Source organism: Salmonella sp. GDC200615 (assembly GCF_050574145.1).
GTDB lineage: Bacteria > Pseudomonadota > Gammaproteobacteria > Enterobacterales > Enterobacteriaceae > Salmonella > Salmonella enterica.
In genome coordinates, this window is the sequence record NZ_CP192248.1 from 90,363 (window position 1) to 103,524 (window position 13,162).

A 13,162-nucleotide genomic window follows, 5' to 3' on the forward strand; every position below is an offset into this window, starting at 1 on the left:
TTTTGCGTTTACTGGATCGGTTATTGATTTTGAGGAACCGCTTCCGAATGTTTTTCCGAAGCCGCAACGCTAACTTCATTGGCTGGTCGGGCCACCTCCAGAGTTTTCACTTCCTTGTTAGCATTGGCTTTAAACTTGAACATCAGACTGTACGCCGCCAGCAGGAAGAAGCTGAGAATGCCCCAGTAGGTCTGAACCGTGCCCAGAGCCTTGGCCGGGTCACTTGCAGCTCTGTTGGCCGTATCAGCAGCCAACTTAACCCACTGACTCCAGTCAAAACCTGCCGCAAAAGCAGACAGCCAAAACGCGACGGCCACTGGAACGATGAAGATGCACATCAGCACCGCGTTCATCAAAAACCAGAAAAATTGTTTATTAAGGTTCACACTTCCTCCCATTAACCTAGAAAATTGAATGCGTGTTCCAGGTTCATCCCTGCAACAACACCTATAACGAACATCACCTGCCAGACAAGGAACTGCCAGGAGATGAATGAACCAGATGAGCTTTCGCTTTCTCTGACGTGAGCTTGTGCGGACATAGACCCTCCAAATAACTTGTCGTCATCACGGAGTAATCGTCTCTTAATTGATCAATCTAGGAACAGTGCTGTTACGGCCCATTTTGGGCACTTTATGGAGGTTTATTCGAGGAGATGATAAGAGCGGGAGGCGAAAAACTTTCACATGTGAAAGTTCAAAGCGGCCGATGGCCGCTTGTTTCACACTGTTCTATTGTAACGGAGTTCTCGATAAGCATCCCATGCTTGCTCTGATGAGACACCTCGACGACCAACATCTGTGGCGCACTCAAGGTCCATCTTGTACTGCTTAACCTTCTGGTCTGCTGTATCGCCCCAGCTCATGGCTGATGGGTACTTGGAAACACTAAACACATTTTCAAGTTCAGCCTGATAGTCGTCGTTTTGTAACAGAGGTTCGGTTTCACCATCATCCCAGCGAATGTAAGCCTTACCCTGGAGAGCCTTCAAATGCAAAGGCACCAGTAAGGTGGAAATCACTTCGTCAGCCCTGATGTCTTTGTAAGCACACCAGTGAGGTTTAACGGTGATCACACCATTTACCAAAACGATGTCACACGCCAGTGTCGCTTCAACATTATCGTTAACATCCTGCCGAGCGTAGATCTCCACGAAACCAACCTGCTCTGGATCAACCTTGTCGATGAAGCTCCAAAAGCTGGGGTACGACGTTCCATCGCTGAGCGTCAACTGACCGTCATGCTCTTTCAGTATACGGTTCAGTTGTGCAGTGAAGAACTCTGCCGACACTTTTCTTGCCAATGGTTCCATATCACTCAGTCGTAGAGTGGCTCCTCCACTCCCCTCATACACCTCTCCAAAAAAGAAATCTCTCTTACGCATTAGACTTTGCCACCTTTAATCGCTTGCTGGGTCAGCTTGATCCAGTTCAACGGGTTTTCACAGTCAACATGGTTGCCAGCGGCACCAACTACCGTTTTGTATGCCTCCGAGCCTGCCGCTGTGTGTACAGCCAGCATAAACGAAAACATAGGGTCATTTTGCATGGTGCCAATCATCATTGCACTGGAAGTGTCTTTGAGCTGGCAGTTTTCAACCCGCAGATTGAGTACATCTTTTGCCACCATCTGACAGTCGGGACACACCTTCTCAAGGTTCTTGAGCTTTGCGTCGTCATTGAGCACATCAGGAGCCGCGATGGCAGTACCGGCTATACACAGCCCCAGTGCCAGCAGTTGGAGTCTATTAGTTACTTTCATGGTTCCTCTCTATATCGTTCCAATTTCGTTTCGGTAAAAGAACAGTGGCCCAGTGACTGTTCTGAGTTCCGGCGTTACTTGCTTTACTCTTGAGCAAATATGCTGCTTGAAAAAGTTGTGGTATCCGTACAACGCTGGGCGTGTAAATACGGAAAAGATAATGAGGGTGATGGCCGCACCAGCGGCCCACCCGATCACGTCCGGAGAGATAAGTCCTGACACGTCTGAGATACGTTCTGGTTCAACCAAGCGGCACACCACCAGCACCCAGAACCACATTACCGGCATCACAAAGATCATCTTTCCGACGCAAGCAATGAGCACCTTCACCAAATTCAAGCTCTGCGCCCAGTAAAGCCACAACGCAGACAAGGATTGGCGACGTATCACCTGGTAGACGTTCAATGGGATGTCGCACAGATGCACCCCATCTTGATTTATAACGGAGTAGCTCATCCTCCCTCCCTATACCCGTTTCTGGAGGTTGCCGAACGTCAGGCCAACCAGGACACAGCACGTCATCATTGTCATCGGGATGACAACCGGATCGAGCGCTATGGGGATGAAGAACGCGATGAACAATCCGGCCATCAGGTACATCGTTCCGCGAACGCTGTAACGATGGAGAACCGGACTCGCATAATCGAAGTTGGTCCGCTTAATTCGCCATGTCATCATCCCGTCATATACCGCAGGTACGAACAGGATCAGCATATAGGGAGCCCACGCGGCTAACAGTGCCAACCTTGTGTAGAACTGGTAAATGACGTTGACAAAGGCTTCCATGCGGCCTTTGACCCACACAAACCAGCCCTTGCCCATGTCCTGCATCCCCTTGGACTTCTGGCGCTCCTCTTCTGATGGGATCAGCGTTTGGTACATCCCCTCATAGAATCCTGAATCAATAACGCTCGACCTGAACCAGGTAGATGCTTTGTTCTGTATCCAGTCTCTTGCTTCGACACCAAGACTCTGTTCCACCAGCTCGGATTCCCTTTTGATGGCTCTGTCTGTCCAGTCGCCAGGGATCAGCAGCAATATTGCCAGCAACTCAATAACCAGCAGCCATGCGACCAGCAACCACGGCTTCTTCATAGTCGGTTCTCCTTAAAACAGTTTTCACGCTCTCACAGGTGATGAGCTCATACAGCAAGCCACGCAAAGAGGTCTCATCCTCATGGGGCTGCGGGTTAATGGATAGTTCTCCTGGATGGGAAGAAAGCCACAGTGAGAACGACTCTCCTGAATCGACAGACCATGAATCACCGCCACTATCGACAATTTGCACTTCCAACGCCCGGCAGGTTTCGGTGATCAGGGTTTCCAGAAATGCCCCAATTCTGGCCGGGTCTTCATATTTCTCTCTCTGCTCATGAAACACGAGCTGGCTGTAGCGATGCAGAGCTTCTTCAATGATCGGGTAAATCACAGGCTCCTGATTAGCCTTAATCCCGTCTGTGATGTAGCAGCTCAGCTTCTCGATGATGGCCTCCGATGCAGGCCAGTCGAATTGGAGGATGCTCAGGATGTGAGCGTTCTTGCGGCCACGACTTTTCAATTCATTCATAACCCTGTCGAAAGGGTTCACATCGACCATGATGGCTACCTCGTAATTTCTATACTTCTTGTCACACATAGCTCTGCTCTTACTGGGTCAATATGGGCAGACGGCCTTTTACGATTGTTCCGCCTGAAATTTTGGCTATGTATTCCAGGTTCGGAAGCATTCCCAATAACTGGGCTGGGAACAGATCAGCTTCCTCCTCCATCAAACGCTCGCCTTGGTTGCCTCCGTGCATAATGGGCTCCTTGCCATCCGAGTTCTGGCCTTGAGTCCGCATGACGTACTTGAGCCGGGTCTTCGGCAAGTTATCTGCGATATACTCCTGTGTTTCACCATCGACGATACGCAGAGCAAACGTGTTGTTGATGTTCCCCAACACTTGGAGCGCTTTGTCTTTGCTACCCAGTCGAGCTGCGAAGTCAGCAAAAGTCTGAGTTGCAACGAAAAGACGAAGTTTCGCACCGCGACCTTTGTTCAGGAGCTGGATGAACGGGTCGTTGATCACCTCAGCAGCCTCATCAACAAAGATATTTACGGGTCTGTTGTTGACGCCGTAGTTGTATCTGTCACCGGCAACCGCTGTCAGGTCTGACAGGAAGATGGACCCCATAGCACTACCAACCATGTTGTCGGTCAGGGAGTCGAGCCCCAGATAAGCAACTTGAGCGTTGTTGATGATTTTTGCGGAATCAGTGATCTGGCGTTCGTCGCTCAGATCAGATGAGTCTGGAGACAGCAGAGGGCCTAGCTCCCCGGACGTCAGCATATTCATGATCGGCAGGAGGTTCGCCACCATCTTGGAGAAGTGGGTTTGGTCGTGCTGGAACATCGACAGCAAGCCTTCCAGATCAGAGTTTGGGTGCTCAGGTTGGATGATGTCGTAGTAGAACTTCATCAACGCGAAAGCGATCTTCTCACGCGAACCGTTTTTGACTTTCTCCAAATAAGCCGCTGCTTCTGCCTCCCAGTCGGGCATAACTCGCTCTGAGTAAGCCTGAACGGCCTTGATGACCAAGCCAGCAGCGCCACCTTCAAGGAATCGGCGGAGCTTTGTCAGGTTGGGACGATCATGAGTGATGACCAAGCCCTGAGCGATGTTGTTCAGTGCCTGCCATCCAAATGATTTGAACGGGTCGGCCCCTGCTTCGGACGGGATCAACGCTGCCAAACGACTTGCAATTTCAGTCACGCGGGTGAAGTTACGCAGAGGGTCGATACGCACCGACTCTTCCGGGAATGCTGGATGAAATGAGACGAATCTTTCCGGCTGCCCCATAGCTTCACAGGCACGTCGTGCATTGTCCCGCATCTCCTTATCCCCTTTCGGGTCTATGATGATCACGGCTTCCCCACGCAGAATGGCCTGTGAAATCAGGATGTCGAACATACGGGTCTTGCCCGAGCCGGTGGTCCCAACGATCAGCGAATGCCCCTCAGTGTGCTTGAGTGGCTGCATCAGCTTCTCTTCTTTGGGTTCTACCCCGTGAATCCAGGGCTGGCCGATTGGCAGCTCCTTTTTCTTACCCTGTATCTTCCGGACAACCTTTTTGACCGTGGACTCTCTCCCTACGATGGAAGTCCAGTCGCGTTTCAGGATCTCAAACACGCGCTGGGCATGGCGGTTTTCCCACAGGAACCCACTACCAAGCCACATATCGTCCGGCGTGTCCTTGATGTACTTTTGGAGCTCCGCAATAGAAATAAACTCCAGATCACGCCCCTTCAAATGCTTTTGGAGCAGGTGAAGTTTGATAGCCTTTGGCAAACGAGCCATCGCCATCACGCCACAGATCCCCGTCATCCAATAGAAGGGCTCCGGAGGCATCGTGCTGACTTGCTCTACGGCCAAAGCCGCGCCGGAGGCGGCAAGCCAGCCTGCTACAGCATTTTTTTCATAGTTGGGCCGCCACGGCATCTCGTAGGCGAGCGGGTCATAACTCATTGTCATGTTTCATTTACCTCTAAATACAGTTTTCCCTGACGTTTCTTGAGCAAAGGCCGTCTCTGTGCCCGGCTCAGCATCCCGCAGAGGATGTGTTTGCTGATGCCGATGTTTTCACCGGCAATCATGTCGAAGGCTTTGTCACTGGTTACTAAGCAGCCATCCTCTTCCAGGACAGGTGTCACGAGCCATCTGCCCGAGCGTTTTTGGATCATGTCCTTGAGCATCTGGAGTGCTTTCTGAGGCGTAACACCAGACGGCAAGAAATCTTCCGCGTTGATGTCTTTCGGGTTTGTTTTCGCCTTAGGCGGCTCAAACTCCCTAACCTCTGGCTCTTCCCTTTCTCGCACCTCGACGTGTCCCAATTCCTTCTCACGCTCAACTTTGGGCTCAGGAGCCACTGGTTGAACCTCCCGCTTAGGAAGGCGAGCCACGTTCTGTTTTTCTTGGACCGGCTGGCGCTGCGGCTCTTCAACCGGAGAAGTAACATCGACCTTCTTCTCCTTCTGCTGTGGCTGGGAGTCCTTACCTTTCGCCTTTTGTTCAGGCGAGGGTTTACCGGCGTTAACCTCAGGCTTCTGCTGCTGCGCCTTTTTTCGGCTTTGTTGTTTCGGTGCAGACTTATTCTTGCTTGCATCCAAGCCAGGGGGAGAGACGAGCTCAAAGGCATCCTGGTATCCCCCCATTGACGCCTCGGCATCCTTAATGGCCGCTACGACTGCATCTGAAAGCTGCTCCGCCAGTACAATTGCCTTCACTCCGCTGAAATCACGAACTTTGCGACCTGGCATAATCGGGTCTGGAACAATCGCGTTGGCGTGGGACAGCTTCGAGAGAACCTCTGACGGCGCACCCAGCGACCGAGCGCCATCCGGGTACAAAATGACGGCTTGACCCTTCATCAGGCATAGGACTTCGCCCAGCGTCGTTTTACCTTCCAAAACAGGCATGATCGCTTGTTCAAGCAACGCCGATGCTTCTCCGTACCCGGCTAACATCTCAACGAGTAAGGTCTTTGCGTCTTTCTCATGCAGATTAGGTTTGTCCGTAGGTGGCATTGCTGGCGCTGGTGTTGTTTGTTCTGGTGCGTCAGTCAGCATAGGGAGCGGCTCAATCGCCCATGATGGCGGTTCATCAGAACTACCGAACATTGGAAAGTCATCGCCCTGCAGGGAGTTTTGTTCTTGTGGAACGAAGTCCTGTTTTGGCTGCTTCTCTTGCTTTCCGGGCATTGCCACATCTGGGATTTCTGAGTTTGTTGCGTCAGTGCTGGCTGTCTCTGCCGATGCGCTGAATGCGTCAAACGGAAAGTCGATGTCCCCCAGTCCACCCCCAACATCCTTGAGTGCTTGTAACGGATTGTCGTTTGCCAAAGGTGGTGCGTTTTTGGCAATGTCCTGAGGGGACAAATCCTCTTTTGCCTCTGGTTTGTGGGGTTGTTTCTCTGTATCACTCTTCGGTTTTGCTTTGCCCGGTTTGCTCTGCGGCTTACCCTTCTTGCCAGCGTCAGGCTTAGATGATTCCGTTGATCCAGCATCTTTTTGCTCTGGTTTCTCCTCGACAGCATCTGAGGTGCTTTTCAGCATCTCCATCGCATCACCAAAGCCAAGACCAGCTAGAGCTTTCTCTGCTTCCTGCTCTGCGGCCAACATGTCATCGTTCAGAGCTGACACATCTTCCTCTTGGTCGTCATCGACTTCCTCAGGATCAACGAACTCAATCTCAGCGTCCTCAACATCACCAACAACTTCCGCAGCAACAGCCGCAGGAGGCTCAGTCGTAAACACCAGGTCGTTTGATTCGAGTCGGAGCATCAAGATCTTCACCGATCCCGCCGCCTCCTGGAGCATCTCAGGCAAAACTTCCCAGTAGCGGTAGTACGCACGTTCACCCTTCTCCTGCACCGTGTTTGGTACAGCAAAACCACGTTCGATGAGAATGTCGGCCAGTGTGTCAGGGTCTCGTGGAATACCGGGGATCTTGTCGTGGCTGATCAAGTCATAAAGGTCCCCAAGCTGTTTCCAGGCAATGAATACACCTTGGTTGAGGTGCCAGACTTTCGCGCCTGGCTCATTGACCTTCCATTTTCCGGTTTTAACCAGGCGGCGGATGGCATCGAACACGTACCGCTCGACAGGCACACCATAGGAGAACTCGTCCACATCGAGACGACTCTGGCGAAGGTCCCGTGAGACGCTCTCTTGGTCAGCGCGAAGCATCAGCTTGGTCACAGGCTGATTGACGCTGGTTCCTGAGATAGCTTCCAGCATCGCTTCCATGATGGACGGGCCAGACTTGGACAGAAACTCCCGAGTCTCAGCCGGAATAATTCGATCCACCGCCAGCAGCGAGAATTGCTCATGTCTTTTGTGTCGCTTGTCGCGCCACCGGATAAAGTAACGGTCGATTTCGTGACGGTGTGCCCAGTCATGAAGTGACTCCGAATACGGGTTCCATGTGATTGACCCGTCTTTGTCCGTAATGGACACATCCGAGAGCGGTTTACCCACATCATGCAGCAGCCCGGAGAAACAGCTCGCCAGTCTCCAACGCGGCTCATTGTCACGGCGTTCACGAGGCGTCCCCTCGATGGAAAAGATAACTGACTCAGATGCCTGAGCTGCCCAGAAGGCCACTTCAAGCCCATGTCGGAACAGACCACCAGCGCCACGGTGGTGGTGTGATTCGGAAGCTGGCAACAGGTGAACAAACGCGGCATACCGCTGGATCACCGGCAAAACAAGCCGGTTGAAGTCGTCCACAGTGAAACCGAGAGAGTTCCGCACTTTCTCAATCAGTTCAGCTTGGGTTGCCAGTATCTTGTCTAGTGGGGCCACTGGCAGGCCCTTGGCAAAAGGTGGGTATCGAGGGATTTCTTCATCTTCCACGTCTTTAAGCGGCAACACTCTGACGCTCGGCGCGGTCTCGATCACTCCACTTCGCCCACCAAATAACTTGTTAAGGGCTTTCAGCATGTAGGTTGACCATATTCCTATCGTATTTCTCGTCGCTACATGCTCTCAAAACACCTTTAGATCGCACACACGCCTATCTGTCCAATTTGGGCAGTTTGAGAAACCAGCTTTCCATCCCCCCCCTTTTAGAATGGGCTCATCGACAATTTTTTATGAGGAACGACACGATGAGACAACTGATAGCAATTCTGGGAGTGGCAATTCTGGCCGGGTGTGCCTCTAACGCCCCCGAGCAAAAGCCTCAGCCCCAGACTGCCCCTGCCGAAAATGACAAACCTGCCCGAGTTAGCCGGGAACTGTCGATGGCATGGGACAACATGGGGCGCGGTGGTGCTGCATTACGTCAACCTGGTTATATCCATGTGCTGGGCGACGGTAATGTCAGCGCAACGATGAACAAGGTCAAAGATGACTCCGCTGGTTCAGATAAAACTCCAGCAGGGATCAAACAGCACGGGGATGTCAACGAAGCCATCAATACCTTCAAGTCCATGAATAAAGGCAAAGGCTACTCGCTGTACGAGTTGTCACGCTGGGAACGCTATTGCGATGGTGGCAAAGGTATGGACGAGCACGATTGGCGCTTTGTGGAAGCCGAGGGAACCACAAACATCCCCAAGGACGTTGTAACCGGCTGCATACCACCTACCCACACCTATAAAGATTATCTGAATGCCTGGACGCACTTTTGCACCAGTCAGGCTGTAACTGACGCAGATCGCCGCATTGTGCGCGAGTCCGTGCGTCCCTATTCAGTGGTGAACCCATGCAAAGCTCTGAAATAAGAAACCAGACAGAGCTAGGCCGTAAGGCTGAGCTCTTCGACGCTTTATTAATCATGCTCCAGGAGGCCGGTTCGAGGGGTAATTCCAGCGAAGCGGCCTATGTCATTTCTGGAGTCCTCGAAAACCTCTCCAGAGACTACCCCGAAGTCAAAGGTCTGGCTCAAAGCTGGACTGAGCTGGCGAATCTGGAATCAAAGATGAGAGGAGCTGCTTAATGGACCTTTATATCTGCGAGAAGCCTTCTCAGGCAAAAGATTTGGCTGGCGTAATGAAGGCCTCCCAACGAGGTGATGGATTTCTCCATGATGGAGGAAACCGCGTTATTACGTGGGCGTTCGGCCACCTGCTGGAATTGTATATGCCAGACGATTATGACGAACGCTACAAGTCATGGTCACTGGAGACCCTCCCTATTGCACCAGAGTCATGGCGGTACAACGTTCGCAAGAGTGCGTTCAAACAGTACAAAATTGTTGAGGGACTGGTCAAAAAGGCGAGCACCATCTACATCTCAACGGACTACGACCGAGAAGGTGAGGCTATCGCCCGTTCGCTTCTGGATCGATTCCGCTACTCTGGCCCTATTCGCCGAGTTTGTTTGACGGCTCTCGATGAGTCAAGCATCAAGAAAGCGCTGAACAACGTAAAGGATGGCAAGGATACGGTCTCACTCTACTACGCCGCATTGGCACGGCAACGCGCTGACTGGTTGGTAGGCATGAACGTGAGCCGCCTCTACACAGTGCTGGCCCGAGATGTCGGCTTCAACCACACTCTTCACGTTGGCAGGGTTATCACCCCAACCGTCGCTCTTGTTTGTCAACGGGACCGAGAGATCGCCGGTTTCACCCCCTCACCATACTGGACTCTGGGTGTGAACGTGTCCGTACAGAATGGACAGTTTGCCGCCCAATGGATACCACCAGAAGAGTGCAGTGACGAGCAAGGCCGGTGCGTCAATAAGGCCTATGCCGAGCAGGTAGCCTCCCAGGTCAATGGTGCCAATGCTGTTATCAGCAAAGCAGAAACCAAACCAGGTAAAGAGTCAGCCCCCCTCCCCTTCGATCTAACGTCGCTGCAACAATACGCGAGCAAACGATGGGGATACACAGCTCAGCAGGTACTGGATGCAGCTCAAGCTCTGTACGAGACGCACAAAGCGACCACCTACCCTCGTACTGACAGTCGTTATCTACCCGAGAGCCAAAAGGAAGACATTCCGGACATTCTCCAGGCGCTCATTTTGTCCGATCAGAACGTCTCTGGGCTGGTGGCTGGCGCAGATCCTCATCGCAAGGCCAGGGTATTCAATGACGCCAAAGTGACCGCGCACCACGCGATCATTCCAACACCGGCCAGAACAGACATCAGTGCCATGTCTGAGATCGAGTTCAATCTTTACGACGCCATCCGTCGTTTCTACATCGCGCAGTTCTACAGCGAGTTCGAGTTCACCAAAACCTCCATCGAGGTGCAGTGTGGGCGTCACCTCTTTGCGTCCGCTGGTAAGACACCTACCAAACAAGGCTGGAAGGTTTTGTTTGCTTCTGATAGTGAAAGCAGTCCCAAGGACGAGGGGGAAGACACCGACGCGCCGGTTGAACAAGAGAAGCTCCCCAGGGTTAGCCAGGGCGAACCTGCCTTGCTGAATGGGGCCGAGCTGGCAAACAAAATGACGCGGCCAGCACCGCACTTCACCGAAGCCACATTGCTTGCCGCGATGGAGAACATTGCCCGGTTCGTGACTGAGGAGAAGTTCAAACAAATCCTCAAAGACACAGCCGGTTTAGGCACTCCAGCAACACGCGCAAGCATCATCCAGGGCGCTGTTGATAAAGGCTACTTCAAGCGTCAGAAAAAGGTACTGCTTGCAACTGATAAGGCTCATGCGCTTATAGCAGTGCTTCCACCAGCCATCAAATCACCCGGCATGACTGCGGCTTGGGAGCAGGAGCTTGAGAAAGTTGCCTCCGGCTCCGGGAACATGTCTGTCTTCATGAAGCAGATTTCCACCTGGATCTGCCAAATGGTTGAGCAGCTCAAAGTGGCCGCACCGGTTCTGACCAAAGAAGGTGGCGCGATGGCTAAAGCCTTCGAGGGCGCGAAGCCTCCTTCACACGAATGCTTCAACTGCGGTGGAGAGATGCACCGGATCAAAGGGAAGAACGGTTTTTTCTGGGGCTGCCAGAACGAGGCTTGCAAGAAGACGTTCCCAGACAACCGAGGGAAACCCGAGAAACGTATCGCGGCGGAGGATTGTCCAGACTGCCCAGATTGCGGTAGCCCGATGCGTCTCAGGAAAGGAAAAGCCCCTGGCAAGAAACGAGCCTCTAAGTTCTGGGGCTGCACAGCGTATCCCGATTGCAAAGGCACTATGCCCTTCAAAAAGTCGGACTTTATGGATTGATAGAGGAATTAAGTATGTTTGGAAAAATCATTTTAACTGCGATGCTCACAACCAGCTCTGCCACTGCCGAAGATGCCGGGAAGAACATCGCCTCAGGCTTGGCAACTGCATCTACCCGCCAAATAGGTCAGGCCATCATGCCAACTCTAGCTATCGGCTCGGCCATTGCAAAAAGCGCAGGAAAAGGCATGGTGTTAGGTTTCGCTGAGACATCTGCCAGCTATATTTCCCACGATGACCTGAGCGCCACTCGAAGCTATCAAAACCCTGAGGCTGTTGATATGGCAAAAGGCCTGGGGACCTTGAAAGACGTCCCTGATTTCCTCTACGTCATTACAGACGTAAATGCCAACATGGCTGACAAATGCAAGCGCGTCTGGGAGCCTCAATCACTGGCTTTAAGCCAATTGATTGTTGAGCTGGTGGCACTGCGTAAGACGAACAACAAAGGTAGCTACGAACAAGCGCTATCCCACCTCGATTGTTCAATATTCACAAACTAAAACAATTAAGGGGCCGTCGGCCCCTTATCTTTAATTACCCAAGTTCTTTTGATACCTGAGCTACAATAGTTTTAAATCAGAATACCAAAATCAATTCACATGGATGGCGAATACTTCAACCGGATAATCTCCAAAGTGCGGGTGCGTTATGACGTTCCTTGAGAAGCCACGCCAAGGACGAATCTCTATCCTGGACATATCTCCAGCCTTTGGGTAGCCACACTTAACATGGACTTCATCATACTCGCGCCCCTCTAGTCTTTTTATCCAGTAGTCTGTGACGAGGCGATATTCATCTGGTTTTTCTCCAGATTTGATCTGATCGAAGTAAATCTTTTTTACGGGCAGATGAAGTATTCTCTTTTTCATAATCACCACCTGATAGCTCATCAGACTATCTAACTATTAGACAAAACATCCCTTTTTCAATTTCTGTCTCTCTCGCCTCATGGGCCAATACAATATCCGCGATAACACGAATATTCCCTTCATAGTTGCGAATGGCCGCATCCCGCATCGTGTCTAAAGTGTCCTGACACTTCGCTCGCCTGAATTTAACGAGCCAACTTTGCCGATCTATCTTGTCCACACCAAATCCCATTCAGCGAACCATGTATCCAGCTTCTTTTGCCGCAGCATCAAGCTCGGAGGAAAAGTTAACGTCGGACTTTTCTGCCGCGTTATAGAGGGCTCCACACTTGGGCCATGAGCGCCCTACCAGTTTCATCGCCAACGCATCCGCCAGCATTTCTCGGATCTGTGTTTCAGCCTCACCAAAATCGGCTAGAGTTTCGTCTATGCCCGACTCTTCCATCAGCTCGATGAGCTGAGGTTGTTTGAGCCAGACGCCTGTTTGCATTTCCAACTGGTCTCTTGCATCTGCCACCAATTGGCGTTCAAGGGTGACGCCATTTACGGTCTTAACAAATTGCTTTGGCTGACGCTTTACCTTTTTTGGTCTGGACACATCAGAGATAACCGTCACCGGCTTCCCACGCAGTTCACGCGGCAACGGTCCACTTAGCCCCAGAACTAAGCGACGAGCGTACTCATGCTCGTATGGTTTCAACCCTCGACCTTCACGGTACATCTCAGTATCCACCAGCAGATCACCGCGCAGCCTCGCGTTTTTCCGCACTTGTTCGGACAAGACCGATTTGCCCTTCCCGCTGGCTCCCATTACGAGCGAGTGAGATTCTACTTTGTTATCAAAAAACATAATTCC

Annotated in this window: 14 protein-coding genes; 4 read left to right on the forward strand and 10 right to left on the reverse strand. The window is 51.8% G+C overall.

Annotated features, from left to right (window positions below):
* Positions 1 to 20: 20 nt before the first annotated feature.
* The 8 genes from ACQ29O_RS23195 to mobH form a co-directional block, all read right to left on the reverse strand.
* Complete coding sequence (locus ACQ29O_RS23195) at positions 21 to 386, reverse strand: hypothetical protein (protein ID WP_001052530.1); 366 nt, start codon at positions 384 to 386, stop codon at positions 21 to 23.
* A 335-nt stretch (positions 387 to 721) separates the two neighbouring features.
* Positions 722 to 1,384: a hypothetical protein gene (locus tag ACQ29O_RS23200; RefSeq protein ID WP_001231464.1), complete on the reverse strand. Its 663-nt coding sequence runs from the start codon at positions 1,382 to 1,384 to the stop codon at positions 722 to 724.
* Positions 1,384 to 1,761: a hypothetical protein gene (locus ACQ29O_RS23205; RefSeq protein ID WP_000869297.1), complete on the reverse strand. Its 378-nt coding sequence runs from the start codon at positions 1,759 to 1,761 to the stop codon at positions 1,384 to 1,386. Before ACQ29O_RS23205 ends, ACQ29O_RS23200 begins: the two co-directional genes overlap by 1 nt.
* A gap of 9 nt (positions 1,762 to 1,770) precedes the next feature.
* Complete coding sequence (locus ACQ29O_RS23210) at positions 1,771 to 2,217, reverse strand: hypothetical protein (RefSeq protein ID WP_000122507.1); 447 nt, start codon at positions 2,215 to 2,217, stop codon at positions 1,771 to 1,773.
* Positions 2,218 to 2,226: 9 nt separating this feature from the next.
* Positions 2,227 to 2,856 carry a DUF4400 domain-containing protein gene (locus ACQ29O_RS23215; protein WP_000743449.1) on the reverse strand — a complete coding sequence of 210 codons (630 nt, stop codon included), beginning with the start codon at positions 2,854 to 2,856 and terminating at the stop codon, positions 2,227 to 2,229.
* Positions 2,813 to 3,358, reverse strand: a complete 546-nt coding sequence (locus ACQ29O_RS23220; RefSeq protein WP_000228720.1) for a hypothetical protein — start codon at positions 3,356 to 3,358, stop codon at positions 2,813 to 2,815. Before ACQ29O_RS23220 ends, ACQ29O_RS23215 begins: the two co-directional genes overlap by 44 nt.
* 49 nt (positions 3,359 to 3,407) lie before the next feature.
* The gene (gene traD / locus ACQ29O_RS23225; RefSeq protein ID WP_000178857.1) at positions 3,408 to 5,273 is read right to left on the reverse strand and encodes a conjugative transfer system coupling protein TraD; all 1,866 of its coding nucleotides are present in this window, start codon (positions 5,271 to 5,273) and stop codon (positions 3,408 to 3,410) included.
* Positions 5,270 to 8,242 (reverse strand): MobH family relaxase, encoded by a 2,973-nt coding sequence (mobH, locus tag ACQ29O_RS23230; RefSeq protein ID WP_001326173.1) that lies wholly within the window; start codon positions 8,240 to 8,242, stop codon positions 5,270 to 5,272. Before mobH ends, traD begins: the two co-directional genes overlap by 4 nt.
* 167 nt (positions 8,243 to 8,409) lie before the next feature.
* Between mobH and ACQ29O_RS23235 the strand changes: the two genes are divergently transcribed.
* The 4 genes from ACQ29O_RS23235 to ACQ29O_RS23250 are packed head-to-tail and all read left to right on the forward strand — an operon-like array spanning position 8,410 to position 11,937.
* Entirely contained in the window at positions 8,410 to 9,027 is a 618-nt protein-coding gene (locus ACQ29O_RS23235) for a hypothetical protein (protein WP_001249395.1), read from the forward strand.
* Positions 9,009 to 9,242 carry a hypothetical protein gene (locus tag ACQ29O_RS23240; RefSeq protein ID WP_001191890.1) on the forward strand — a complete coding sequence of 78 codons (234 nt, stop codon included), beginning with the start codon at positions 9,009 to 9,011 and terminating at the stop codon, positions 9,240 to 9,242. The genes ACQ29O_RS23235 and ACQ29O_RS23240 overlap by 19 nt, the downstream gene beginning before the upstream one ends.
* Entirely contained in the window at positions 9,242 to 11,434 is a 2,193-nt protein-coding gene (locus tag ACQ29O_RS23245) for a DNA topoisomerase III (protein WP_000366823.1), read from the forward strand. Before ACQ29O_RS23240 ends, ACQ29O_RS23245 begins: the two co-directional genes overlap by 1 nt.
* A 14-nt stretch (positions 11,435 to 11,448) precedes the next feature.
* Positions 11,449 to 11,937, forward strand: coding sequence for a hypothetical protein (locus ACQ29O_RS23250; RefSeq protein WP_000467110.1), 489 nt, complete (start codon positions 11,449 to 11,451; stop codon positions 11,935 to 11,937).
* A 90-nt stretch (positions 11,938 to 12,027) separates the two neighbouring features.
* On the opposite strand, the gene ACQ29O_RS23255 is transcribed toward ACQ29O_RS23250, so the two are convergent.
* Together ACQ29O_RS23255 and ACQ29O_RS23260 are read right to left on the reverse strand one after the other, a co-directional pair.
* A complete protein-coding gene (locus ACQ29O_RS23255; RefSeq protein WP_000746034.1) occupies positions 12,028 to 12,306 on the reverse strand; it encodes a hypothetical protein in 279 nt (92 codons plus the stop codon).
* A 232-nt stretch (positions 12,307 to 12,538) separates the two neighbouring features.
* Complete coding sequence (locus ACQ29O_RS23260; RefSeq protein ID WP_000464630.1) at positions 12,539 to 13,156, reverse strand: hypothetical protein; 618 nt, start codon at positions 13,154 to 13,156, stop codon at positions 12,539 to 12,541.
* Between the last annotated feature and the right edge of the window lie 6 nt (positions 13,157 to 13,162).